Origin of the sequence: Xanthomonas arboricola pv. juglandis (assembly GCF_905367715.1) — a bacterium.
Taxonomy (GTDB): domain Bacteria; phylum Pseudomonadota; class Gammaproteobacteria; order Xanthomonadales; family Xanthomonadaceae; genus Xanthomonas; species Xanthomonas arboricola.
In genome coordinates, this window is sequence record NZ_HG999362.1 from 1,898,900 (window position 1) to 1,923,480 (window position 24,581).

The window sequence follows — 24,581 nt, forward strand, 5'->3', positions numbered from 1 at the left end:
TGCTACACCGCTGGCGTCAGCGGGCGGCGACCACGCTTGCGATCAGCCCGGTGGCCACCGCAATCAGCACGTAGTTGTTGTCCACGCGGCGCCACTCGTGCCCGCGCTGCGGCGTGTTCAAGTGATGCTTGCGGTAGTCGGTCACCCGTATGCCGCGGTGGTCCGGTGCCAGGCGCTCGCCACGCCGATACGGCGGGCCGCGACGATCGTTGCGGTGGTCGTCGTTGTGCGCGCTGGGGCGGTGGTCACGCTTGTCATCGTGTCTGCCGTCGCGATGATCGTCGCGGCGATCCGGACCACGCGCGTCGTGGTGCTGCTCGCCGCGGTCGCGGTCGTCATGCTGTTGCGGCGTGGCGAACGCTGCGCCGGACGTCAACAGCGACACAACCATGAGGGATCCGATGATGCGTTTCATCTGCCTACTCCTGCGTCACAGGAACAGCCTGTGCGAGTTCACCGTAGGCATTTGGAGCTGAATACGTAATGAAATAAGGCGTTGCGGCCTGTGCCGGCAAATGCCGCCGGCACACATTGACGATCAGATGACGCCGGTAGTGCTGGTGTCGTCGCGCTTCAGGCGCGGGGGCAGCGGCTGTTCGCCGTGGACCAGGAACCACACGTTCTCGGCGATGTTAGTGGCGTGGTCGCCAATGCGCTCCAGGTTCTTGGCCATGAACAGCAGGTGCGTGCACGGAGTGATGTTGCGCGGGTCTTCCATCATGTAGGTCAGCAGCTCGCGGAACAGCGCGGTGTATTGCGCATCCAGGCGTGCATCTTCATCGCGTACGCGGATGGCCGCATCGGCATCCTTGTTGCGGTACGCCTGCACCGCTTCGCGCACGGCATCGGCGGCCATCTGGCCGAGCGCACGCAGTCCCACCGTCTGCGGCAGCGGCGGTGCGGAATTGAGCGCGATCGAGCGCTTGGCGACATTGGCCGCGTAATCGCCGATGCGTTCGATATCGGCCGGAATGCGCAGGCCGGCCAGGATCTCGCGCAGGTCGCGCGCCATCGGCCCACGCAACGCCAGCCGCATCACGTCGTGGCTGATCGCATGCTCCAGCGCATCGATCGCCTCGTCGTTGACCACGATGCGATGCGCGGCGTTGTCGTCGCGACGCTCCACCACATCCAGTGCGGCTTCCAGCTGCGCCACCGCCGTGTCGCCCATGCGCACGATCTCGGCGACAAGACGGTGCTGCTCCTCGTCGTAGCTTTTGACGATATGGTCGTTGAGGTGCTGGTTCATCGTGATCTCGATTCGTGGCGGTGGTGGATGTCCGCCGTAACCCTGGCGACATCGCGAGTGATGCAAATGTCGTGCCGGGCAGTGAGGCGGAGCTGCGTCAATGCGGCGTTGCGATGGCCCGCCTTACATCAACCGAAACGGCCGGTGATGTAGTCCTCGGTCTGCTGCTTGGACGGCTGGGAGAAAATCGTTTCGGTGCGGTCATGCTCGATCAGGTCGCCCAGGTACATGAAGGCGGTGTAGTCGGAGACGCGCGCCGCCTGCTGCATGTTGTGGGTCACGATCACGATGGTGTATTCGCGCTTGAGTTCTTCCACCAGTTGCTCGATACGGCTGGTGGAAATCGGATCCAGCGCCGAGGTCGGTTCGTCCAGCAGCAACACGTCCGGGCGCAGCGCCACCGCGCGTGCGATGCACAGCCGCTGCTGCTGGCCGCCGGACAGGCCCAGCGCGCTTTGCCCCAGCTTGTCCTTGACCTCGTCCCACAGCGCGCCCTGGCGCAGCGCCTGCTCGACACGGTTCTGCATGTCGGCCTTGGACAGTTTTTCGTGGTGGCGGATGCCGTAGGCGACGTTTTCGAAGATCGTCATCGGAAACGGCACCGGCTTCTGGAACACCATGCCGACCTTGCTGCGCAGCCGGTTCATCGGGTACTTCGGCGACAGGATGTTTTCGTTGTCCAGCAGCACTTCGCCGCGCGCTTCCATCTTCGGATACAGCGCATAGATGCGGTTGAAGATGCGCAGCAGGGTCGACTTGCCGCAACCCGATGGCCCGATCAGCGCAGTGACGCGCTTTTCCGGAATCTCGATGTTGATGCCCTTGAGCGCGTGGTACTTGTCGTAATAGAAATCCAGATTGCGTGCGGCCACTTTCACCGGCGCCTGCGCGGCCGGTGCTCCCTTGGCGGCCGGAACGGCGATGCGATGCATCGGCATGGCGTTTTGGAGATCGTTCATGTCGGGTGTCCGGAGGGAGAGGTCAGTCATTGGAAATCTTGTTGCGCAATAGCAGGGCGCGCGCGCCCAGGCTCACCAGCAGCACGAACACGGTCAGCACCAGCGCGCCGGACCAGGCCAGGGTCTGCCAGGTCTCGTAGGGGCTGCCGGCGAACTGATTCATGATCACCGGCACGCTGGCCATCGGCTGGAACACGTTGCTGTTCCAGTACTGATTGCCGAAGGCGGTGAACAGCAACGGTGCGGTCTCGCCGCTGATGCGGGCCAGGGCCAGCAGGATGCCGGTGAGGATGCCGGCCGAGGCGGCGCGATACAGCACCTGCACGGTGACCTTCCACTGCGGGATGCCCAGCGACAACGCCGCTTCGCGCATCTGCGCCGGCACCAGGCGCAGCATTTCATCGGTGGTGCGCACCACCACCGGCAGCACGATGAAGGCCAGCGACAGCGCGCCGGCAAACGCGGAGAAGCGCCCGCCGGTCTGCATCACGTACAGCGTGTAGACGAACAACCCCAGCACGATCGACGGTGCCGACAACAAGATGTCGTTGACGAAGCGCACCACCAACCCGGCCTTGCGTGCATTGCCGTATTCGGCCAGCCAGGTGCCGGCGGCAATGCCCAGTGGCGTGCCGATCGCCAGCGCCAGGCCGCACATCACCGCACTGCCGAAGAAGGCATTGAGCAGGCCGCCTTCCTGCATCGGCGGCGGTGTCATCTTGGTAAACAGGTTGACGTCGATGCCCGGCACGCCCTTGGACAACAAGGTCCACAGGATCCAGGCCAGGAAGAACAGGCCGAATACCGCGGTGACGCAGGACAGCAACAGTGCGATCGCGTTGGTCACGCGGCGGCGGTTGTACAACGATTGCGAGACCGAGGACATCAGTTGCCCTCCCGACGCGACAGCTGCATCAGCATGAAGCGCGCAATCGCCAGCACGATAAAGGTCACGATGAACAAGACAAAGCCCAGCAGCAGCAATGCCGAGCGATAGGTTTCGGTGGCCTCGCCGAAGTCATTGGCGATCAGCGCGGCGATGGTGGTACCGGGCTCCAGCAGCGACGGCGACAGCCGCACCGTGTTGCCGACCACGAACGCCACTGCCATGGTTTCGCCCAGCGCACGGCCCAGGCCCAGGAACACGCCGCCGATCACCGCAGAGCGGGTGTAGGGCAGCACGATGTCCCAGCTGACTTCCCACTTGGTCGACCCCAGCGCGTACGCCGATTCCTTCAGGCGCGTCGGCACGGTCAGGAACACCTCGCGCATCACCGAGGAGATGAACGGAATCACCATGATCGCCAGCACGAAGCCTGCGGTCAGCAACCCGATTCCCAACGGCGGGCCCTGGAACAACGGGCCGATCAACGGCAGCGTGCCCAGGTGATCGTTGAGCCAGGGCGTCACGTGCTCGGTCATCACCGGCACCAACACGAACAGGCCCCACATGCCGTAGATGATCGACGGGATGCCGGCCAGCAGTTCGATGGCGGTGCCGACCGGGCCGCGCAGCCAGCGCGGCGCCACCTCGGTGAGGAAGAACGCGATACCGAAGCTCACCGGCACCGCAATCACCATCGCAATCAATGCGGTGACCAGGGTGCCGTAGATCGGCGCCAGCGCGCCGTATTTGTTTTCCACCGGATTCCAGTCGGCGGAATAGAAAAAGCTCAGGCCCTGCATCTGCAAGGCATGGCGTCCGCCCCACAGCATCGACAGCGCGGCGCTGCCGAGCGCCAACAGGACGAAGACGACCGTGGCGGCCAGCGCAAGCTTGAACAGGCGATCGGCACGTGCATCGCGCAGGTCGCGGCCGCGCGGGGCGGTCATCGCTTCGGGAATGGCGGTGGCATTCATTCGATTGGACTCGTCACCCGCGCACTGGCGGGAGCGTGAGACAGCAGGAACGGCGAGGCGCCCGCAGGCACCTCACCGCAGCGCAGCCCGCCATGACAGCGGGTGCAGGGCATCACTTGAACTCGCTGGCCCAGTAGGCCTGGATCTGCTTGACCAGTTCCGGCGGCAGCGGCACGTAATGCAGTTCGCTGGCCTGGGCCTGGCCGTTGTCCAGCGCCCACTTGAAGAAGTCCAGCGTCGCCTTGCTGCGCGCCGCATCCTTGGGCTGCTTGTGCATCAGCATGAAGTTGGTCGCGGTGATCGGCCAGGCCTTCTCGCCCGGTGCGTTGGTGATCACCAGGTTGAAATCCTTGGCGTTGGCCCAGTCGGCGCTGGCGGCAGCGGCGGCGAAGCTTTCCGCATTCGGCTCCACCCACTGGCCTGCCGCATTCTGCAGCGAGGCGTAGGGCATCTTGTTCTGCAGGGCGTAGGCCAGTTCGACATAACCGATCGAACCCTTGATCTGCTGCACGTACGAGGCCACGCCTTCGTTGCCCTTGCCGCCGACGCCACCCGGCCACTGCACCGAGGTGCCTTCGCCGACCTTGCTCTTCCACTCCGGGCTGACCTTGGACAGGTAGTTGGAGAAGTTGAAGGTGGTGCCCGAACCGTCGGAGCGATGCACCAGGTTGATCTTGGTCGCCGGCAGGGTTACGCCCGGATTGGCCGCGACGATCGCCGCGTCGTTCCACATCGTGACCTTGCCCAGGAAGATGTCGCCCAGCAGCGCGCCGGTCAGGCGCAGCTTGCCCGGTGCGATGCCTTCCAGGTTCACCACCGGCACCACGCCGCCGATCGCCGACGGGAACTGGCCCAGGCCGGCCTGCTGCAGTTCGGCGCTGTCCAGCGGCTTGTCGGTCGAACCGAAGTCCACCGTGCCGGCCTTGATCTGCGCGATACCGCCGCCGGAGCCGATCGACTGGTAGTTCACCTTGTTGCCGGTGGCGGCGTTGTAGTCGGCCGACCACTTGGAGACCAGCGGATAGATGAAGGAGGCACCGGCGCCGGAGATCTCGGCACTCTTGCTGTCGCCAGCGGTGGCACCTGCGGCGGTGGCACCCTTGGCGGTGTCGCCAGACTGCGCATCCTTGCCGGGCGAGCAAGCGGCCAGGGCGAGGGCGATGGTGAGGGACAGGGCGGTCAGGCTGGCCGACTGCAGTTTCATGGAAGCTCCGAGGCTGGGTTGGCCGGGGGACCCGGCAGACCACGCTATGAAATGATGTTTTTGTTACACGTGCATGACAGTGCCTTTTGGCGAAGGCATCACAAAAAAGACGCGACCCCGTGGGGGCCGCGTCCCGGTGCCGACGCCGGGGAGAGAGACGGCGTCGTTCCTGTCGCTGTGGCTGGCGTTACTTGGGCAGGTTCTTGGCCCAGTAGCCTTCGATCTGGGTTACCAGGCTGTCCGGCAGCGGCACGTAGTCCAGCTGCTTGGCCTGCGCATCGCCCTTGCTGTAGACCCAGCGGAAGAACTCCAGCGTGTTCTTGAGGCCGGCCGCGTTCTTGGGCTTCTTCTGCACCAGGATGAAGTTGGTGGCAGTGATCGGCCAGGCGTTGTCGCCGGAGGCGTTGGTCATCACCAGGTAGAAGTCCTTGCTGTTGCCCCAGTCGGCGCTGTTGGCGGCGGCGGCAAAGGTCTCGTCGGACGGCTGCACGAACTTGCCGGCGGCGTTCTTCATCGCGGTGTAGGCCATCTTGTTCTGCAGCGCATACGACAGCTCGACGTAGCCGATGCCGCCCTTGATCTGCTTCACGTACGCGGCCACGCCTTCGTTGCCCTTGCCGCCGATGCCGGTCGGCCACTGCACCGCGGTGCCTTCGCCGACCTTGCCCTTCCAGTCCGGGTTGACCTTTGACAGGTAGTTGGTGAAGTTGAAGCTGGTGCCCGAACCGTCGGAGCGATGCACCACGGTGATCTTGCCGTCGGGCAGCTTCACGCCCGGGTTGAGCGCGGCGATCGCCGGGTCGTTCCAGGTGCTGACCTTGCCCAGGAAGATGTCGCCCAGGGTCTTGCCGTCCAGCTTCAGCGCGCCTGCCGCCACGCCGGGCACGTTGACCACCGGCACCACGCCGCCGATCACCGACGGGAATTGCGCCAGGCCGGCCGCGGCCAGTTCTTCCGGCTTGAGCGGCGCATCGGACGAGCCGAAATCCACGCTGGCTGCCTTGATCTGGGCAATGCCGCCGCCCGAACCGATCGATTGATAGTTGACCTGCTTCTTGGTGGCCGCGTTGTAGTCGGCCGACCACTTGGACATCACCGGGTAGATGAACGACGCACCGGCGCCGGTGACATCGGCGGCCTGGGCGCACAAGGCCAGCGAGGCGGTGAGCACGCCGACGGCCAGACGGGTCTTCAGAGAGTGGATCACGGAACAGCTCCTGTAGCGAAGGGATGAGGACGTCCCGCGGTCGTGCCATTGCAGGGCAGGGGCATGACCGCGCGGTGTCCGGGAGATGACATGCAGATGACGGCGTTGCGGCGGGGCGCGTTGCCGGGTCGGATCACGATGGTTGCCGCCGTGGCGCGCTCACGGGAGCGCAGCACGGCGGCCGATCCAGCGCGCACTTACCAGTAGAACTGCGCACGTGCCTCGATGATCGACGGGTTGTCGTCGACCAGGCCACGCGTGGCGCTGTTGTAACGGGTGCTTTCCACCTTCGCGTAGTCGAGTGCGAACTTGAAGTTGGAGCGCCAGTACCAGTTGGCACCGACCGTCCACACGTCCATCTTGCCGCCCAGCACGCCGTCCACGAACGGCGTGGTGCCGTTGGAGACCAGGTGGCCGTCGTTGAGGTCCAGGGTGTCGTAGCGCACCGCCAGCTGCCACATCCCCGAGGCCGGCGCGTTCGGCAGCGGGGTGGTCGGCACGCCGGCCTTGTAGCCCCAGGTCTCGCCGGTGATGTTCCAGACGCCGCTGACGTACCAGCCGTCACTCTTGTAATCGTTGGCGTTGTTGCCGATGCGCTTGGCGTTTTCCTGGAAGAACTCGCTCTGCAGCTTGAACGGGCCGGTGATCCACATCGCCTCGGCTCCGGCCACACCCACGCTGTCCACGTTGGTGATGGCGCCGCTGTCGATCAGGCGCACCGTGGTCAGGTCGGCGTCCGGGCGTGCGCGCAGGCGCAGGGTGTCGTCGTCGGTGTCGTAACCCAGGTAGCTCAGGCCGAAGTGCAGCACGTTGCCGCTCTCGTTGATCGGCGCCCAGGTGCCGCGCGCGCCGTAGCCGCTGCCGTGTGCCTGGTTGCGGGTCAGTTCGCGGCCGAACGCACTGGCGGTGATGCTCCAGTCGTTGTCGCCCATGCCGTAGGCCACGCCCAGCCGGCGCGAGATGCCGTAGGTGTTGGTCACTGCGGCCTTGGAGACGAAGTCGTTGTTCTTGGTGCTGGACAGCTCTTCCAGGCTGTTGGGCTGCTTGAACTGGCCGACCTGCAGGTAGTTGTTGGCGTTGCCGGCGAACTTGTACTTGATGTTGTTGTCGAGGAAACGCCCGGTGCTGCGGATGGTGGTGCCGCGGATGGTGACTTCCTTCAGCACGCTCGGGTCGTAACCGGCCACCCATTCGAAATTGCCCGGGCCCTTGCCCTTGAGCACCAGCTCGGCACGGCGGATGCTGAACTCGGAATTGTCGCCATTGGCACCGATCGGGCCATTGAGGTCCTGCACATCGTTGTGGAACCAGTTGCCGTCGGCCTGGACCAGGCCTTCGAGCGACATCTCCGAGCCGCCGATCACGTCGATGGCGATTTCGGCGTGCGCGGCGGGTGCGGCCAGCGCCAGCAGCAGGGCGGAGCCAAGCAGGGTGGGAGAAAGTTTCATATGTGCCTTGCGACCTGAGAAAGTGAGCGCAGGCTATGGCGTGAAAGTTGCGTTAATGTGACAACTTCAGATCGCGTTGCAATCTGATTTTTTTCAACAAAGACAAAGATTTACGCGTGTTTGTTTTTTGTCAGTGTGTGTCATGAGTCTGAACGGTCCGCGTCGTATGACAGATGTGACAGTGGCGCGGTTCACCGTTTCAGCGAGCTCAAGCTTATTGCGACCTGAACCAACCAGGTGGAACTGTGGCCTATCAAGCGCTTTGTGCGTCGCACCACTTGCACAGGCGCGTTCTAAATTGTTAGTTTCGAGGCCATGTTTCCTCGATTCCTCCAATTGCTGTTGGTCTGCCTGCTCGCGCTTACTGCGTGGTCGGCGGCCGATGCGCACAGCCGCATCCACGATGCGCTTGTGGGCGACGGCGTGGCGGTAATGGCGGATGCTGGCGAAGAACGTGACGCAGCCGATGATGTGCAGGGCGATGGGGACGCACAGACCCAGGTCGATACCCATTCTGCAGACGATATCCCCTTGCTCTCCCAGGCATGGCCGGTGGTCGCACGTTATTTCCCCTCCTGGTACGCGCATTACGCGCCGGCAACTCAAAAACGCGACCTGATCCCGCAACTGCGTCCTCCTAACGCAGTGCGCGCCTGATCCTTCGTTAGTCGCGTCAACCGGTGCAGCGCACCGGCTTCCTTTGATTTGTTCGTCTTTGCACTTCGCGGTTTGCGCCGCGGATGGCCATTCGTTGCCTAGAGGTATCTCCCATGGAAAGTTTGCTAGAAGGTTTTCGTCATTTCCGTAAGGAAGTGTATCCGCGCCAGAGTGCGCGCTTTCAGGAATTGGCCGGTGGCCAGAGTCCGCATACGTTGTTCATCACCTGCGCCGATTCGCGTGTCATGCCGGAGCTGATCTTCTCCGCACAGCCGGGCGAATTGTTCGTCTATCGCAATATCGGCAATGTGGTGCCGCCTTACTCCCAGCATGTCAGCGGCGTGGTTGCGGCGATCGAATACGCCATCGCCGTGCTGGGCGTGCGGCATATCGTGATCTGCGGTCATACCGACTGCGGCGCAATGAAGGCGGTGCTCAAGCCGGAATCGCTGGAAGACGTGCCGTCCGTGGCGGCCTGGCTCAAGCACACCGATGCAGCGCGTCACGTCACTGCCCATCACGGACACGATCCGCACAGCCAGGAAGCGCTGAGCTGCATGACCGAAGAGAACGTGGTCTCGCAGCTGGACCATCTGCGTACGCAGCCGGTGGTCGCCGCGCGTCTGGCGGCCGGTACCTTGCGCATCCATGGCTGGATCTATGACATCGCCCATGGCGAGATCCGCGCCTTCGATGCCGAGAAGGGTGGCTTCCGTCCGTTGTTGGCGGACAACACCCCCGAAGCCACCCCACGTCCGCGACTGCAGCAAGTCGTGCGCGCTGAACTCGCCTGACGGAGCACATCATGAACACATCAGGTATCGGCGGATATTTCCGCCAGGGACTGTTCGGACGTGATTTGTTGTCGTCTGTCGTGGTCTTCCTCGTCGCGCTCCCGTTGTGTATGGGCATTGCGATCGCTTCCGGCATGCCGCCGGCCGCAGGCCTGATCACCGGCATCATCGGTGGGCTGGTCGTCGGCTTCCTGGCGGGCTCTCCTCTGCAGGTGAGCGGACCGGCCGCCGGCCTGGCTGTGTTGGTGTTCGAACTGGTTCGTGAGCACGGCATTGCCGCCCTCGGTCCGGTGATCCTGCTGGCCGGTGCGATTCAGTTGATCGCTGGTCTGTGCCGCGCAGGCGTGTGGTTCCGGATGACGTCGCCGGCCGTGGTGGCCGGCATGTTGTCGGGCATCGGCATCCTGATCGTGGCCTCGCAGGCGCATGTGCTGATGGACGCCGCTCCCAAGGCGCGCGGTTTGGAAAACTTCGCTGCATTGCCGGCCGTGGTGTGGCAGGCGATCACCGAAGGGACCGGCCGCACCGCGTTGTTCGTGGGCCTGGCCACCATCGGCATCATCCTGGCCTGGGACAAGCTGCGTCCGCAGCGTCTGCGCTTTCTGCCGGGTGCGTTGATCGCGGTGGTGGTGGTCACGGCGACGGTGCAGTTGCAGGGCCTGAACGTCAACAAGGTCGACGTGCCGACAAATCTGTTCTCGGCGATCAGCATCCCCAGCGTGGCGGACATCTTCGGCGTGTTCAATGCGACCTTGCTGGTGTCGGCGGTGACCTTTGCCTTCATCGCCAGCGCAGAGACCTTGCTGTCGGCGGCGGCGGTGGATCGCATGCATCAGGGCGCGCGTACGCAGTACGACCGTGAGCTGGCGGCGCAGGGCGTGGGCAATATGCTGTGCGGCTTCCTGGGCGCATTGCCGATGACCGGCGTGATCGTGCGTAGCGCGGCCAATGTGCAGGCCGGTGCGGCCACGCGCATGTCCACGGTGCTGCATGGCGGCTGGTTGCTGGTGTTCGCGATGCTGCTGCCGTGGCTGTTGCGGATGACGCCGGTGGCGTGTCTGGCCGGCATTCTGGTCTACACCGGCGTGAAGATGATCAAGATCGGGCAGGTCAAGGAACTGGCGACCTATGGTCGCGGCACCGCGGCGATCTACCTGGCGACCACCTTCGCGATCGTGGCGACCGACCTGCTGACCGGCGTGCTGATCGGCTTCGGCCTGTCGTTGTTCCGTCTGGCCCTGCATTCTTCGCGCCTGAAGGTGGACGTGCGTGAGCACGAGCACAAGAAGGACGAGATGCATCTGACCCTGCAGGGTTCGGCGACCTTCCTGAAGGTGCCGGCGATGGCGCGTACGCTGGAAAGCGTACCGCCGAACACCGCACTGCATCTGGACGTGGCCAAGCTGCATCACGTCGACCACGCCTGCATCGAGTTGCTGCGCGACTGGAGCCGGAATGCGGCCTCGCGCGGCTGCGAGCTGGTGGTGGACTGGAACGAGCTGGATCGACGCGTGGAAGGCCAGCCGACGGTGGAAAGCGCGCTGGTCGAACAGCGCGTGGAGCAAGCCAAGGCGGCGTAGACCTGCTGCAGACGCCCGGCGCTCGCGCCGGGTGACATCTATCGTGACCGGGTGATGCATGGCGCCGCAAGACGCATCATCCCGGTCGCGATTTTTTTTGGGGCGGGGATTGGGGAGTCGGGATTTGGGATTCGTAAAAGCACACGCAGGCTTTGCCGGCGTGATTGCTTGGCGTTGGTTTTGCGGGTTGGTTGCCGTGACGGCTGGTTAGCCTTTTGGCGTTGTCGGCTTTTCGGCGGGTGCGGGGGTCTTGTCGCGGTAGCGGCATAGGTCGTGGATCACGCAGCCTGGGCAATCGGGTTTGCGTGCCTTGCAGACGTAGCGGCCGTGCAGGATGAGCCAGTGGTGTGCGTCGTGCAGGAATTCGGCAGGAATGACCTTGACCAGGTTGTCCTCGACCGCGCGCACGTCCTTGCCCGGCGCAAGACCGGTGCGGTTGGCGACGCGGAAGATATGCGTGTCCACCGCCATTGTGGGCTCGCCGAACGCGGTGTTGAGCACGACGTTGGCGGTCTTGCGGCCGACGCCGGGTAAGGCCTCCAGTGCAGCGCGATCGTGCGGCACCTCGCCGCCGTATTGCTCCAGCAGGATCCTGCAGGTGGCGATAACGTTCTTGGCCTTGGCGTTGAATAGGCCAATCGTGGCGATGTAGCGCTTCAGGCCTTCTTCGCCCAGATCGAGAATGTCGCGCGGGGTATTGGCCACCGGATACAGCTTGCGGGTGGCCTTGTTGACGCCGACATCGGTGGCTTGTGCCGACAGCAGCACTGCGATCAGCAACTCGAACGGCGTGGTGTATTCCAGCTCGGTGGTCGGGTGCGGATTGAGCTCGCGCAGGCGCGCAAACATCTCCTGTATTTCGGGCTTGCGCATGTTGCTGCCGCGCCGTGCCGGCGCGGTGACGTGGATTGTGTTCATGGCTGTGCTCCACCAGCGGCCTTGGCCTTGGCGCGCGCCAGGATGGCTGCAGCCAGCGGCGGTAATGCGGCGGCCGCCGGTTGGCTGGGCGCCGGTGCCGGCGTCCGGCGTGCATCGCGTTCGGCGGCGCGACGTTGCAGGCGCGCGGCGCGTGCACGGTAGCGGTCGCGTGCGGCCCAGGCATCGCGCAGCCGTTGTTGTGCGGCCAGCAGCACCGCGCTCAGCTGCGGGCAGGCCGGATCCAGCAGGTCGTCGCGTGGATCGGGCCGGTACTCCATCAGGCCCAGTGCCAACGCACGATCGAGATCGTCGGCGTGGACGCAGTCGAACAGCTGCAGGGCCAGTGGACGTGGTGCCGGTGTGAGGTCGAACGTCATGGCAGGCCGATCAGCGATTGAGAAAGTGCGCGGGGCGTTTTTCGAGAAAGGCGCCGGTGCCTTCGCGCATGTCGTCGCTAGCGAACAACAGCGCAAATTGCGCGGTTTCCAGCTGCAGGCCTTCTTCGATGGCGCATTCGCCACCGAACACCACCGCATCCAGGATGCCGCGCAGCGCGAGCGGTGCGGCGGCGGCCAGGCGTTGTGCCAGGGCGAGGGTTTCATCCTGCAGTGCCTCCGGCTCGACCACGCGATTGACCAGACCCAACTGGAACGCGCGCGCGGCATCGATCGGCAGGCCGAGCAGGCACAGTTCCAGCGCTGCCGCTCGCCCGGTCAGACGCAACAGCCGTTGCGTGCCGCCGAAGCCGGGGATCAGGCCGAGATTGATTTCCGGCTGCCCCAGGCGCGCGCTGGATGCGGCGATGCGCAGATGGCAGGCCATTGCCAGCTCCAGCCCGCCGCCAAGTGCAAAGCCATTGACCATGGCGATCACCGGCTTGGGCATGCGCTCGATCCGGCGCATCAGCTGCTGGCCGAGCAGCGAGAACTCGCGGCCCTGCATCGCCGACAGATCGCGCATTTCGGCGATGTCCGCGCCGGCGACAAACGCCTTGGGGCCTGCGCCGGTCAGTATCACCACGCGGATGTCGTCCGCGCTCGCAGCTTCGGCGAAGGCGTGATCCAGCGCCTGCAGCGTTTCCTGGTTCAAGGCGTTCAGTTTGTCCGGTCGATTGACCGTGATCGTCCGTACACTGGCGTGGTCGGCGATCAGAATGACGTGATTGGACATGGAAATCCTTACGAACGTAAAAAATTAGTAAATACGGAACTTCCGAAAGCCTTGCTGGTCATAGCTTTCGTGATAAGTAGCGGTTCGCTATCGCGGCCGCTATCCTAGCGCGTCATCTCAGGCGGCAGACCCGTCCTGTGCCATCACCCTGGAGAATTGTTTGATGAAGTTGCGTTCTATCGCGGTCGCTGTGGCGGCCCTGGCCCTGACGGGCAATGCACTGGCCCAGGACACGACGTCCGAGAAGGGCAAGTTGAGCTACTACTTCGGCTATGACTACGGCAACAACCTTGCCGAGCTCACCGGCCGCGGCGAGCAGCTCGACATCAACTCGGTGGTAAAGGGTCTGCAGGACGCCTATGCCAAGAAGCAGCCGGCGATCACCGCCGACCAGCTGAAGCCGGCTGTCGAAGCGTTCCAGAAGCGTGAGCAGGGCCGTGCCCAGCAGGCCAAGGCCGAATACGACAAGGCCGCTGCGGCCAACAAGACCAAGAGCGACCAGTTCCTGGCCAAGAACAAGGGCACCGCTGGCGTGCAGACGCTGCCGAGCGGCGTGCAGTACCGCGTGATCGAAGCCGGCAAGGGCGCCAAGCCGACCCAGGCCAGCACTGTGCAGCTGGAAGTGGCCGGTCCGTTCCCGTTCGGCGACCGCGAGAAGGCGCGTCCGGCGCAGCAGATCCCGGCCATCAAGGTCAGCGAAGTCGAAATGCAGGCCATGCGCGACACGCTGCTGCAGATGCCGGCCGGCTCGAAGTGGGAAGTGACCCTGCCGCCGGAGAAGGCCTACGGTGCCGACCCGCGTACCCCGTTCCCGCCGAACGTGGCCGTGCAGTTCGAGATCAAGCTGGTCAGCGTCAAGTAATTGCGTTTGCTGTTGCTGTGACAACGCCGGCCACCAGGCCGGCGTTGTCGTTTGGGTCCACCGAATGCGCGACAGGATGGACGGACGGCGTGAGGATGCGGTGCGGCGGGAGCCAGCGATGAGCGACACGGATTCGAACCGCACTGGCCTGCCCAGCCCGTGTATCGGTGTATGTTCGTTGGACGCGCAGGCGCACTGTGTCGGCTGCCTGCGCAGCCTGGATGAAATTGCACGCTGGATGAGCATGAGCGACGGCGAACGTCAGGAATATCTGCACACGGTTCTGCCCGCGCGCGCGTTGGCGGCGCGGCTGCCCGAATGCGCGCAGCTGCAGCGTGCGTTGTATGCGCTGGACACCGCTCCCGACGGGCCGGGCTGGAATCATGCCGAATTGATCGACCTGACCGAAGGCGGCGCGTCTGCGGAGGCCGCGGTGCTGTGCGGTCTGGTGCCGCGCGCGCAGGGCACCATGGTGCTGCTGACCCGGCGCACCGACAGCCTGCGTCACCATGCCGGACAGGTCAGTTTTCCCGGTGGCCGGGTCGAGCCGTCGGATGCGGATGCGGCCGCTGCGGCCTTGCGCGAGAGCTGCGAGGAAATCGCGCTCGGTGCCGGCCAGGTGCATGCGCTGGGATATCTGGATCCGTTTCTGACCGTGAGCGGGTTTCGCGTCATCCCGGTGGTGGCGGTGATCGACCCGGCGTTTGTGGCGGTGCCGCAGCCGGATGAAGTGGCCGAGGTGTTCGAGGTGCCGTTGGCCTATCTGATGGACCCCGACAATCTGCGCAGCGTGGAGCTGGAGTTTCGCGGCCGGCCACGCCGCGTGCTGGAATACGACTGGCCCGGCCACCGCATCTGGGGCGCCACCGCGGCCATTCTTCTCAATCTTCGTCGTCGTCTGGAGCAGGTTGCATGATTGCGGAACCCCACTGGACCACGCTGGTCGACAGCGCCACGCTGGCCGCGGCATTGCCGCATCCGCAGTTGCGACTGCTGGACGCGCGCGCTGCGCCACCGACTGCGCCCGACCCGGATGCAGCGCGCAAGGCCTATGCACAGGGGCATCTGCCAGGCGCGCACTACGCCGATCTCGACGAGGATTTGGCCGATCTGTCGCAGCCGGCGCAAGGGCGGCATCCGCTGCCGGCCAGCGCGGCATTTGCCAGGCGGCTGGGCGAGTGGGGGATCGACCCCGACAGCCAGGTGGTGATCTACGACGCCGCCGACGGCAGCATGGCCGCGGCGCGGGCATGGTGGATGCTGCGGTTGCTGGGGCATCGCCGCGTGGCGGTGCTCGATGGCGGGCTGGCCGCCTGGCGCGCGGCGGGGTTGCCGGAAAGCACAGAGCCGCCGGCACTGCACGATGGCGCGGCGTACCCGGGCAGCTTCGATGGCGATGCCGTGGTCGAGGCCGGGCAGATCCTGGCGCAGCTGGATCAGGCGCCGGGCTGGTTGCTGGATGCGCGCGCCGCCGAGCGGTTTCGCGGCGAGGTGGAGCCGGTCGATCCGGTGGCCGGGCATGTGCCCGGCGCGGTGAGTCGTCCGCTGGGTGTGAGCCTGCGCGATGGTCGTTTCAAGCCGGCCGAGGAACTGCGCAGCGAGTTGTCAGCGCTGCTGGGCGCGTATCGTCCTGAGCAGGCAGTGGTGATGTGCGGCTCGGGCGTGACCGCCTGCCATCTGCTGCTGGCGCTGGAAGTGGCCGGCTTGTCGGGCGCGCGTGTTTACGCCGGCTCCTGGAGCGGTTGGTTGCAGGATGCGACACGCCCGGTCGCGACCGGCCCCTGATTGCAGGCACAATGGCGGCAGGAACGGTGACCTGTGGGGACGCAGGTTCGCTGCGCGGAGCGCAGTTTCTCGCAGTGCTGGGTGACTCATGCGGTTGCAGTTGCAGGTCGGCGCGCTGTGCGTCGCGATGCTGTCGATGGCTGCCTGTTCGGCGGGGTCGACCGCCGACGCCAACGGTGCGCGCATTGCCGGTCGCGGACAGAGCGACCGCCATGCGGTGTATCAGGTCGAACTCGAACGTGCACGCGCCGAGCGCTTGCAGCGCTTGCGTGCGCCCGACGGTTGGCTGAGCTACACCGGCTCCGGGCGTGTGCGTGCAGGCCGTTACCAGGTGGGCAGCGATCCGCGCAGCGATCTGGTATTGCCGGCCGGTCCTGCGCAACTGGGGCAGCTGACGCTGGATGGCGACGGCCGCGTGCACTTCGACGCCGCCGCCAATGTACCGGTGTACTTGAACGGGCAGCGCGTCGATCGCGTCCGCCTGGAGCCGGAGCGCGCAGGGCAGCGGGGCGATCGCCTGGATGTGGAAGGGCGGCAGTTCTATCTGGTGCAGACCGGCAGCTTGTTCGGCTGGCGTTTCCGCGACCCGTCAGCGCCGTTGCTGAGCCATTTCGCCGGGCTGGAATATTTTCCGACCGATCCGCACTGGCGCATCCAGGCGCGCTGGCAGGCGTATCCCACCCCGCGCACGACCACATTGCTGACGTCGATCGGCACACCGCTCACCGTCGAGGTGCCGGGCGAGGCGGTGTTCTCACGCAATGGCCAGCAATACCGCTTGCAGCCGATCGTCAGCGACGACGGGCAGGGCCTGTTCTTCCTGTTCGCCGATCGCACCAGCGGCAAGGAAAGTTATGGCGGCGCGCGTTATCTCTACACCGCGCCGCCCCACGATGGCCGGCTCGTGCTCGACTTCAATCTGGCCGAAAATCCGCCCTGCGCGCTGACGCCGCATGTGGTTTGCCCGATCGCATCGCCGGAAAATCGCCTGGATCTGGCGGTGAATGCAGGCGAGAAGACCTACCGCGCCGCAGATCGCTGAGTGCTGCACCAGCTAAGGGACATGCGGGGCCGATGGTGCCGTGGGCACCGCTGCTAGCGCGGCGTATGCGACCAGCTGATCGCCGCTTCGATCTGCGGCCACGGAAACAGCGGGCCGGGGTCGAGCTTGCGCTGGATCTTGCGCGACGGGTCGTCGCTGGCCGCTTCCTGGGTGGTGTCCAGTGCCTGGTGGCCGGCGATGCGGCGTATCGACGGCAATTGCTGTTGCAGCCATTGCAGCAGCGTGATCAGCGCATTGATCTGCGCCGGCGGATATGGCTCGCTCATGCACTGATGGCGCGAGTCCAGCCAGTGCGGATAACGGCCACTGTTGACCAGTTCGATGCCCAGCGTATGCGGGTTGTGGCCGCGCACGTGATGCGCGACGCGCTCCAGCGCAACGTATTGCTGGATGCTGCCGTTGCGGTCGATGTAGTAATGCCCGCTGTTGCCGGTGCCGCTGTCGTAGAGCACGCGTTCGCCGTATTCGCGCGCCATCGCCATGTCGGGCAATTCGGTGCAATGGATGACCACCATGTCGATCTGCGTGAGCGCGCGTCGCGCCAGCCGCGATTCGTAGGGCAACGGCGCGTAGGTGATCGGTGGCGACGGCAGGACGGCATCGGACATGGGGCGGATGCTAGCATTCGACGATGGCTTTGAATCCCGACAGCCCTTTGGGCAAATTGATGGCAACCCTGCCGCAGACCGGCCAGGTGACCTGGATCGGCGTGCGCCCGGCGCGCGACGTGGACATGATCGCGGTGGACGCGGCGCAGGCCACCACCGGCATCGGCCTGGTCGGCGACCGCTACAAGGGCGGCAGCGGCAAGCGTGGCGTGACCCTGATCCAGGCCGAACATCTGCCGGTGATCGCAGCGCTGGCCGGTCATACAGCAATTGCGCCGGCCACCTTGCGCCGCAATCTGGTGGTGTCCGGTATCCCGCTGATCGCCTTGAAGGGGCGGCGCTTCCGCATCGGCGATGTCGAGCTGGAAGGCACCGACCCCTGCGATCCGTGCTCGCGCATGGAAGACGCACTTGGCGCGGGCGGCTACAACGCAATGCGCGGCCATGGCGGCTTGTGCGCGCGCATCCTGCGTGGCGGCGTGCTGCGCATCGGCGATACGGTGCAGGCGTTATGAGCCGCGGTCACTGCATCCTGTCGCACGGCTTCGAAAGCGGCCCGGATGCGCTCAAGGTCACCGCCCTGGCCGATGTCGCCGAGCAGCTGGGCTGGACCCACGAGCGCCCGGACTACACCGATCTGGACGCACGCCGCGAGGTCAGTTCGCTCGGCGACGTGCAGGGCCGGCTGCAACGCCTGCTGGAGATCGCGCGGGCGGCGGCCGACAAGGGCCCGCTGGTGCTGGTCGGTTCCAGCCTGGGCTCGTACATCGCCGCGCAGGTGTCGTTGCAGGTGCCCACGCGCGGGCTGTTCCTGATGGTGCCGCCGACCCGGATGGGGCCGTTGCCGGCACTGGATGCGGCGCGCGTGCCGATTTCCATCGTGCATGCCTGGCGCGATGAATTGATTCCGGCCGGTGAGGTGATCGCCTGGGCGCAGGCGCGGCATGCGCGCTTGCTGCTGGTCGACGACGAACACCGGCTGGCGTCGCATGTGGATGCGTCGGCGCGCGCCTTCGCCGAACTGTTGCAGAGCCTGTGATGCGCAACCGGTTGAAGGTGTGCGTGCTGCGGGGCCTGCGATGAACGTGCTGATTCGCGAAGCCAGCGATGGCGATGCTGCGGCGATCGAACTGCTGACGATGGTCGCGTTCATGCGCGACGAACATAGCCGCCACGACGAGCAGCACGTGATCGCCGCCTTGCGCAACGACGGCGCGCTGGCGCTGTCGCTGGTGGCCGACCACGACGGGTATGTGGTCGGGCACCTGGCGGTGTCGCCGGTGTCGCTGTCGGACGATTCGCCTGGCTGGTACGCATTGGGGCCGCTGGCGATCGGGCCGGGGCATCAGCGCCAGGGACTGGGCACACGCCTGGTGCAGGCGGCGCTGGGCAGCTTGCGCGAGCGTGGCGCTGCCGGTTGCCTGGCATTGGGCGAGCCGGCGTTTTTCCGGCGTCTGGGCTTTGCGGTGGAGCCGGGGCTGGTGTTGCCCGGCGTCCCAGCGTCCGAGCTGCAGGCGCTGGCGTTCGGCGACCGGCTGCTGCCGCTGGCCGATGTCGCCTATCACCCGGCCTTCGGGCTGGGTTGAGTGCAGCCGCTGGCGACCGCCTGGCGTGATCCACGCCAGGCCTTGCGTGCGGTGGCAGTTCGCTCGGCCGCATCTTCCATCGCTGTAGAGACACCGTCGCGCCGGGAGTGATCGCAGCATGGCGAGCGCTGCGATTGGCGCGCTCCTGTCGAGGTGGACGATGCAACGTGATGACGAAGACCTGGGCCAGGCCGCGCAGGCGGGCCGGCTGATTTCCCACGGCAGCGATGACCAGGACGATGCTGCGTTGCTGGCATCGCTCACATTGCGTCTGCGCCAGAGCGGTAACCGGCCCGATGCGGTGGTCCAGCGTCTGCTCGGTCTGGTCGATGCGCTCTGGGCCACCGAGTTCGGGCGGTTTCTGCTCAGGCATCGCGGGTTGAATGCCTACTGGACCCATCGGCTGGTGACGTATCGCGCCGATGCGCAGCCGAACGAGTCGATGTCGGCGATGGAACGGCATATCTTCGAAGAGGCACCTGCGGTGCTGGCGACCCGCGAACGCTTCGGCATCTTCCAGCAGCAGCTGCAGGAGCTGCTGCGGCCAGGCATGACGCTGGCATCGGTGCCCTGCGGATGGATGGGCGAGCTGTTGCTGCTGGACTACCGGGAATGTCCGGACGTGCGCCTGATCGGTATCGACCTGGACCCGCAGGCGCTGGAAGGGGCGCTGCACCTCGCACGTGCGCGCGGGCTGGAGGGGCAGCTTTCGCTTCGTCTCCAGGACGCATGGACGCCTGGTGCCGACGATCACTTGGATGTGCTGACCAGCAATGGCTTGAACATCTATGAGCCGGACGAGGTGCGCGTGATTGCGCTGTATCGCGCATTTTTTCAAAGGCTGGCGCCAGGTGGCGTGCTGGTCGCAAGTTTCCTGACACCGCCGCCGACGCTGTCTGCCGAGTCGCCGTGGAAGCTGGAACACATCGATCCCGAGGCGCTGACGCTGCAGAACCTGGTGTTCGCCGAGATCGTCCAGGCGCGTTGGGCCTCGTTCCGCACCCACGCGCAGACCCGCGCACAGCTGGAAAGCGCCGGGTTCACCGATCTCCGCTTCATCGATGATCGCGCCAGCATCTTTCCTACGGTGGTCGCCCGGAGACCTGCGGCCCGCTGAGTGGGGGGGGGCGAAGGCATCGGCCGCGTCGTATGCGCCGCTATGCAGGTTGACGTAGGCCTGGCGGGCGAGTTTCGTGCTGCGTGTTAAGTGTGCGGGCTGCGGGTACTGGCCTTCGGCGAGCACTTGCCGCGTTATTTTTGAGGGCGCCTGACAACCAGCAGGGTGCCGGCCGCCAGTAGCTTGAGCATGTCTGCAAGGGTGGGTGCTCACCATGCTGCGCTTGAACGCGGTCAATCCTGCCGCGGTGTCCGGAATTTGGCTTGCGTCGCAGGCTGACCTACACTTTGCCGCGTTGCCCACTGTCTGAGGATTGGTCCAATGCGCCATTGATGCCGCCGTCGTGATGACGGCCTTACCCGCTGCCGGTCCGGCTGGATCGGTGCGTGTGCTGGCATGCAATGGAGACCCGTATGACCTGTCCGTCGCTGACGCTGGAAAGCGTTGCGTATGTGCTGCCCGATGGCAGCCCGCTATTTTCCGATCTGTCCATCCACATCGACCAACGCGCCACCGGCCTGGTCGGGCGCAATGGCGTGGGCAAGAGCGTGCTTGCGCGCCTGCTGGCCGGCGAGGTGCTGCCCAGCGCAGGGCGTTACGTGCGCAACGGCAGCGTGCATTACCTGCCGCAGCGCGTGCGCGTGGCGCCGGGGCAGAGCATTGCCGAACTGGCCGGTGTTGCGCCGCTGCTGGATGCGCTGGACCGTATCGCCGCCGGCAGCGTTGCGCCCGCCGATTTTGAACTGGTCGGCGAGCGCTGGACCGCCCATGCGCAATTTGCCGCAGAACTCGAACGGCAAGGCCTGGGTGGGCGCGACCCGCGTGCACCGGCCGCGCAGCTCAGCGGCGGCGAAGCGACGCGCGTGGCACTGGCCGGTGCGTTTCTGACCCGGTCGGACCTGTTGATTCTGGACGAGCCCAGCAATCACCTGGATGGCCCGCAACGCCAGCGGCTGATGGATCAGTTGCTGGCGTGGAGCGGTGGCTTGCTGGTGATCAGCCACGACCGCGGCCTGCTCGATGCGATGCAGCGCATTGTTGAATTGTCCGCGCAGGGGCTGCGCAGCTACGGCGGCAATTACACGTTCTATGCGCAGCAGCGCGCCATCGAACAGCAGGCGGCCAGCGCGTTGCTGGCCCAGCGCAAACAGGCGCGTGCACGCGGTGAGCAGGCGCTGCGCGAACAGCAGCAGCGTCAACAGCAACGCCAGGCACGCGGCGCGCGTGCCGCAGGGCAGGCCAACCAGGCCGCGATCCTGCTCGGCGCGCAGAAGCAGCGCAGCGAGGTCAGCGCGGGACGGCTGCAACAGCAACGCCAGGCCGAACAGGCGCGGTTGAGCGAGGCGGTGGTGCAGGCCGCAGCGCTGGTGCAGGACGACCCCACGATCGCGCTCCTGGCGCCGACATCGCCCGCCGGCGCATCGCGGCAGCTGGCCACGCTGCAGCAGGTGGAGCTGGCCGACGGACGGCTGGGCGGGCGGCAGGTGGATCTGCTGCTGCATGGGCAGCCGCGGATCGGCCTGGTCGGCCCTAACGGCAGTGGCAAGTCGTCGTTGCTGCAGCTGCTGGCCGGGCGCCTGCAACCCAGCGCGGGGCGTTGCCAGGTGCATGTGCCGGTGGCGTATCTGGATCAGCACCTGGGCCTGCTGGATCCGGCGCGCTCGGCCGCTGCGCAGCTGCAGGATGCAGATCCGGACGCGCCAGCCCACGCACAGCGGCTGCGCCTGGCGCTGCTGGGGCTGGACCAGCAGCGTGCCGACCTGCCCACCGGCCAGCTCAGCGGCGGCCAACGGCTCAAGGTGGCACTGGCCTGTGCGCTGTACCGGGCGCAGCCGGCGCAACTGCTGTTGCTGGACGAGCCGACCAACCACCTGGACCTGGCCGCGGTGGAGGCGATCGAGGCGCTGCTGCGCAGCTACCAGGGGGCGCTGATCGTCGCCTCGCACGATGCCGCCTTCCTGCAGCGGCTGGGCCTGCAGCAGCGCCTGGAGACTGCGCAGCCGCAGTGGCGGCTGGCGCCGTGGTGAACCGCGCGGCGGGCGATCCGGCCGGCGGGCTGGTAAAGCCGGCTCCGATGGCCGACCATTTGCGCCCCGTCCGCGGCGGCCACGGCTTTGCCCTCCCGGGCGCCGGCCCAGCGTCCTGCTCCCACGCTCGCCCCCACGGCCAGCGTCTCCATCGATACCTGCCTACGTGAAATTCTTCGCATCCTGTGCCAAGGGCCTGGAATACCTGCTTGCCGACGAGCTGCTGTCGCTCGGTGCCAGCAAGGCCACCGCCACCATCTCCGGCGTCAACGTCGAAGGCGACCTGCGCGACGCGCAGCGCGCCGTGCTGTGGTCGCGCCTGGCCAGCCGCGTGTTGTGGCCGCTGAGCGAATTCGATTGCCCGGATGAGGACGCGCTGTATGCCGGGGTGGCCGAATTGCCGTGGGACGAGCACCTGTCCGTCGGCCACACGCTGTCGGTGGACGCGCATGTCTCCGGTACCGCGATCACGCATGCCCGTTACGCGGCGCAGCGGATCAAGGACGCGGTGGTCGACACCATGCGCCGGCAGGGCCTGGAACGCCCGTCGGTGGACGTGGACAGCCCGGATCTGCGTTTGAACCTGTCGCTGCGCAAGGGCCGCGCCACCATCTCGGTGGATCTGGGCGGCGGCCCGCTGCACCGGCGCGGTTGGCGCATGGCGCAGAACGATGCGCCGCTCAAGGAGAATCTGGCCGCGGCGGTGTTGCTGCGCGCCGGTTGGCCGCGCGCCTACGCCGATGGCGGCGGCCTGCTGGATCCGATGTGCGGCAGCGGCACCTTGCTGATCGAAGGCGCGCTGATGGCCGCCGACGTGGCGCCCGGCCTGCAGCGCTATGGCAGCGATCTCCCCAGCCGCTGGCGCGGCTTCGACCGCGAGGGCTGGCAGCAACTGGTGGGCGAAGCGCGCGAGCGCGACAGTCTCGGCCGCGCCGCGCTCCGGCAGGTGATCCACGGCAGCGACATGGACCCGCATGCGATCCGCGCCGCGAAAGAAAATGCGCAAGTGGCCGGCGTGGCCGAGGCGATCTGGTTCGGCGTGCGCGAGGTGGGCGACCTGCAGACCCCGCCGCAGGCCACCGGCGTGGTGGTGTGCAATCCGCCTTACGACGAACGTCTGGCCGCCGATGCGGCGCTGTATCGCCGCCTGGGCGATACCCTGCAGCGTGCGGTGCCGCAATGGCGGGCCAGCCTGCTGTGCGGCAACGCCGAGCTGGCGTATGCCACCGGCCTGCGCGCGGGCAAGAAATACCAGCTGTTCAATGGCGCGATCAAGTGCGCGTTGATCGTCTGCGACCCGATCGCGGTGCCGCGGCGCACCCCGCTGGCGGCGCCGACCGCGCTCAGCGAAGGCGCGCAGATGGTCGCCAACCGCCTGCGCAAGAACCTGCAGAAGTTCAAGAAGTGGCGCGCACGCGAAGGCATCGAATGCTTCCGTGTCTACGACGCCGATCTGCCGGAATACTCCGCCGCCATCGACGTGTACCAGCAAGCCGATGGCGATCGCCGCGTGTTTCTGCATGTGCAGGAATACGCGGCGCCGGCGACGATTCCGGAAGCCGACGTGCGCCGCCGTCTGGGCGAACTGCTGGCCGCCGCACGCGAGGTGTTCGAGGTGCCGGGCGAACGCGTGGCGCTCAAATCGCGCGAGCGCGGCAAGGGCGGCAGCAAGTACGGCCGCTTCGAGCAGCGCAACGAGTTCATCAACGTGCGCGAGCATGGCGCGCTGCTTCGGGTGAATCTGTTCGATTACCTGGACACCGGTCTGTTCCTGGATCATCGCCCGTTGCGCGGCACCATGGCCACGCAATCGAAGGGGCGGCGCTTCCTCAACCTGTTCTGCTACACCGGCGTGGCCAGCGTGGAAGCGGCGGTGGCCGGCGCGAGCTCGACCACCAGCGTGGACCTGTCCGGTACCTATCTGCAGTGGTGCGCCGACAACCTGGCCCTGAACGGCCAGGCCGGCAGCAAGCACAAGCTGGTACAGGCCGACGCGCTGGCCTGGCTGGAAGCCGAGCGCGCGCATTTCGACGTGATCTTCTGCGACCCGCCGACCTTCTCCAACTCCGCACGCGCCGAAGACTTCGACATCCAGCGCGAGCATGTGCGGCTGTTGCGCGCGGCAGTGGCGCGCCTGGCGCCGGGTGGGGTGCTGTATTTCTCCAACAACTTCCGCCGCTTCAAGCTGGACGAAGAACTGGTGGCCGAGTTTGCGCAGTGCGAGGAAATCAGCCCGCGCACCATCGACCCGGATTTCGAGCGGCATGCGCGCATCCATCGCGCCTGGCGGTTGACCGCCTGAGGAAGTGGCCCGGTGACGCCTGGCCGGGCAGCACGCGCATTACGCAAGCGGGATTGCCGCGCCCGTTGCGCTGACGCGCGCCGTGTCACCGGTGGCGCCCGATCGCGCAGGCGCGTCCGCGCAGGCGAGGGCGGGGCGGCCAGCCAACAAGCCCACCACAGCGCTGCGGTATGCTGATTCGCATG

At 66.1% G+C, this 24,581-nt stretch carries 26 protein-coding genes; 14 read left to right on the forward strand and 12 right to left on the reverse strand.

The genetic code is table 11. The annotated features are described in order from the left end of the window. Positions 1-16: 16 nt before the first annotated feature. The 8 genes from KHN93_RS08220 to KHN93_RS08255 form a co-directional block, all read right to left on the reverse strand. Positions 17-415: an RcnB family protein gene (locus KHN93_RS08220; protein ID WP_104559149.1), complete on the reverse strand. Its 399-nt coding sequence runs from the start codon at positions 413-415 to the stop codon at positions 17-19. 123 nt (positions 416-538) lie between these two features. After that, positions 539-1,249, reverse strand: a complete 711-nt coding sequence (gene phoU, locus KHN93_RS08225; protein WP_005994733.1) for a phosphate signaling complex protein PhoU — start codon at positions 1,247-1,249, stop codon at positions 539-541. 128 nt (positions 1,250-1,377) lie between these two features. Further along, a complete protein-coding gene (gene pstB / locus KHN93_RS08230; RefSeq protein ID WP_016902480.1) occupies positions 1,378-2,208 on the reverse strand; it encodes a phosphate ABC transporter ATP-binding protein PstB in 831 nt (276 codons plus the stop codon). 22 nt (positions 2,209-2,230) lie between these two features. Further along, positions 2,231-3,094 carry a phosphate ABC transporter permease PstA gene (gene pstA / locus KHN93_RS08235; RefSeq protein ID WP_039511726.1) on the reverse strand — a complete coding sequence of 288 codons (864 nt, stop codon included), beginning with the start codon at positions 3,092-3,094 and terminating at the stop codon, positions 2,231-2,233. Continuing rightward, the gene (pstC, locus tag KHN93_RS08240) at positions 3,094-4,068 is read right to left on the reverse strand and encodes a phosphate ABC transporter permease subunit PstC (protein WP_006450306.1); all 975 of its coding nucleotides are present in this window, start codon (positions 4,066-4,068) and stop codon (positions 3,094-3,096) included. The genes pstA and pstC overlap by 1 nt, the downstream gene beginning before the upstream one ends. 112 nt (positions 4,069-4,180) lie before the next feature. After that, positions 4,181-5,272: a phosphate ABC transporter substrate-binding protein PstS gene (pstS, locus tag KHN93_RS08245; protein ID WP_016902478.1), complete on the reverse strand. Its 1,092-nt coding sequence runs from the start codon at positions 5,270-5,272 to the stop codon at positions 4,181-4,183. A gap of 187 nt (positions 5,273-5,459) precedes the next feature. Next, positions 5,460-6,479 carry a phosphate ABC transporter substrate-binding protein PstS gene (pstS, locus tag KHN93_RS08250; RefSeq protein WP_039520551.1) on the reverse strand — a complete coding sequence of 340 codons (1,020 nt, stop codon included), beginning with the start codon at positions 6,477-6,479 and terminating at the stop codon, positions 5,460-5,462. A 197-nt stretch (positions 6,480-6,676) separates the two neighbouring features. Beyond that, positions 6,677-7,927, reverse strand: a complete 1,251-nt coding sequence (locus tag KHN93_RS08255; protein ID WP_039511734.1) for an OprO/OprP family phosphate-selective porin — start codon at positions 7,925-7,927, stop codon at positions 6,677-6,679. Positions 7,928-8,263: 336 nt separating this feature from the next. Between KHN93_RS08255 and KHN93_RS08260 the strand changes: the two genes are divergently transcribed. From KHN93_RS08260 to KHN93_RS08270, 3 genes are all read left to right on the forward strand, one after another. Beyond that, complete coding sequence (locus KHN93_RS08260; RefSeq protein WP_212579620.1) at positions 8,264-8,584, forward strand: hypothetical protein; 321 nt, start codon at positions 8,264-8,266, stop codon at positions 8,582-8,584. Between the two features lie 113 nt (positions 8,585-8,697). After that, positions 8,698-9,378 carry a carbonic anhydrase gene (locus KHN93_RS08265; protein WP_016902474.1) on the forward strand — a complete coding sequence of 227 codons (681 nt, stop codon included), beginning with the start codon at positions 8,698-8,700 and terminating at the stop codon, positions 9,376-9,378. Between the two features lie 11 nt (positions 9,379-9,389). Next, the gene (locus tag KHN93_RS08270; RefSeq protein WP_039520556.1) at positions 9,390-10,958 is read left to right on the forward strand and encodes a SulP family inorganic anion transporter; all 1,569 of its coding nucleotides are present in this window, start codon (positions 9,390-9,392) and stop codon (positions 10,956-10,958) included. Between the two features lie 207 nt (positions 10,959-11,165). On the opposite strand, the gene nth is transcribed toward KHN93_RS08270, so the two are convergent. Genes nth through KHN93_RS08285 form a run of 3 tightly spaced genes read right to left on the reverse strand, consistent with a single transcriptional unit; the run spans position 11,166 to position 13,046 of the window. Continuing rightward, a complete protein-coding gene (gene nth, locus KHN93_RS08275) occupies positions 11,166-11,876 on the reverse strand; it encodes an endonuclease III (protein WP_115510846.1) in 711 nt (236 codons plus the stop codon). Further along, positions 11,873-12,253: a hypothetical protein gene (locus KHN93_RS08280; protein WP_212579375.1), complete on the reverse strand. Its 381-nt coding sequence runs from the start codon at positions 12,251-12,253 to the stop codon at positions 11,873-11,875. Before KHN93_RS08280 ends, nth begins: the two co-directional genes overlap by 4 nt. A 10-nt stretch (positions 12,254-12,263) precedes the next feature. Beyond that, positions 12,264-13,046, reverse strand: a complete 783-nt coding sequence (locus KHN93_RS08285) for an enoyl-CoA hydratase-related protein (protein WP_054592283.1) — start codon at positions 13,044-13,046, stop codon at positions 12,264-12,266. Between the two features lie 163 nt (positions 13,047-13,209). On the opposite strand from KHN93_RS08285, the gene KHN93_RS08290 reads away from it, so the two are divergent. The 4 genes from KHN93_RS08290 to KHN93_RS08305 all read left to right on the forward strand — a co-directional run bounded on the left by KHN93_RS08290 (position 13,210) and on the right by KHN93_RS08305 (position 16,735). Continuing rightward, the gene (locus KHN93_RS08290; RefSeq protein ID WP_016902469.1) at positions 13,210-13,908 is read left to right on the forward strand and encodes an FKBP-type peptidyl-prolyl cis-trans isomerase N-terminal domain-containing protein; all 699 of its coding nucleotides are present in this window, start codon (positions 13,210-13,212) and stop codon (positions 13,906-13,908) included. Positions 13,909-14,026: 118 nt separating this feature from the next. Beyond that, positions 14,027-14,824, forward strand: a complete 798-nt coding sequence (locus tag KHN93_RS08295) for a CoA pyrophosphatase (RefSeq protein ID WP_104594765.1) — start codon at positions 14,027-14,029, stop codon at positions 14,822-14,824. Continuing rightward, the gene (locus KHN93_RS08300; RefSeq protein WP_212579376.1) at positions 14,821-15,693 is read left to right on the forward strand and encodes a sulfurtransferase; all 873 of its coding nucleotides are present in this window, start codon (positions 14,821-14,823) and stop codon (positions 15,691-15,693) included. The genes KHN93_RS08295 and KHN93_RS08300 overlap by 4 nt, the downstream gene beginning before the upstream one ends. Before the next feature lie 88 nt (positions 15,694-15,781). Then, positions 15,782-16,735, forward strand: coding sequence for a DUF1684 domain-containing protein (locus tag KHN93_RS08305; RefSeq protein ID WP_167704182.1), 954 nt, complete (start codon positions 15,782-15,784; stop codon positions 16,733-16,735). 53 nt (positions 16,736-16,788) lie between these two features. Here KHN93_RS08305 and KHN93_RS08310 read toward each other — a convergent pair whose 3' ends face one another. Continuing rightward, positions 16,789-17,364, reverse strand: coding sequence for an N-acetylmuramoyl-L-alanine amidase (locus KHN93_RS08310; RefSeq protein WP_212579377.1), 576 nt, complete (start codon positions 17,362-17,364; stop codon positions 16,789-16,791). Positions 17,365-17,387: 23 nt separating this feature from the next. Here KHN93_RS08310 and KHN93_RS08315 point away from each other — a divergent pair, with 23 nt between their 5' ends. The 7 genes from KHN93_RS08315 (at position 17,388) to rlmKL (ending at position 24,396) form a co-directional block, all read left to right on the forward strand. Then, complete coding sequence (locus KHN93_RS08315) at positions 17,388-17,879, forward strand: MOSC domain-containing protein (RefSeq protein ID WP_212579378.1); 492 nt, start codon at positions 17,388-17,390, stop codon at positions 17,877-17,879. Beyond that, on the forward strand, positions 17,876-18,403 hold the full coding sequence (locus KHN93_RS08320; RefSeq protein ID WP_039520578.1) for an alpha/beta hydrolase: 528 nt from the start codon (positions 17,876-17,878) through the stop codon (positions 18,401-18,403). The genes KHN93_RS08315 and KHN93_RS08320 overlap by 4 nt, the downstream gene beginning before the upstream one ends. A 40-nt stretch (positions 18,404-18,443) precedes the next feature. Continuing rightward, a complete protein-coding gene (locus KHN93_RS08325; RefSeq protein ID WP_024940677.1) occupies positions 18,444-18,950 on the forward strand; it encodes a GNAT family N-acetyltransferase in 507 nt (168 codons plus the stop codon). Positions 18,951-19,110: 160 nt separating this feature from the next. Further along, positions 19,111-20,067, forward strand: a complete 957-nt coding sequence (locus KHN93_RS08330) for an SAM-dependent methyltransferase (protein WP_212579379.1) — start codon at positions 19,111-19,113, stop codon at positions 20,065-20,067. 413 nt (positions 20,068-20,480) lie between these two features. Continuing rightward, positions 20,481-22,094, forward strand: a complete 1,614-nt coding sequence (locus tag KHN93_RS08335) for an ABC-F family ATP-binding cassette domain-containing protein (protein WP_212579380.1) — start codon at positions 20,481-20,483, stop codon at positions 22,092-22,094. Then, positions 22,073-22,264 (forward strand): hypothetical protein, encoded by a 192-nt coding sequence (locus KHN93_RS08340; RefSeq protein WP_080591332.1) that lies wholly within the window; start codon positions 22,073-22,075, stop codon positions 22,262-22,264. Before KHN93_RS08335 ends, KHN93_RS08340 begins: the two co-directional genes overlap by 22 nt. After that, on the forward strand, positions 22,261-24,396 hold the full coding sequence (gene rlmKL / locus KHN93_RS08345; protein ID WP_212579381.1) for a bifunctional 23S rRNA (guanine(2069)-N(7))-methyltransferase RlmK/23S rRNA (guanine(2445)-N(2))-methyltransferase RlmL: 2,136 nt from the start codon (positions 22,261-22,263) through the stop codon (positions 24,394-24,396). The genes KHN93_RS08340 and rlmKL overlap by 4 nt, the downstream gene beginning before the upstream one ends. Positions 24,397-24,581: the final 185 nt, after the last annotated feature.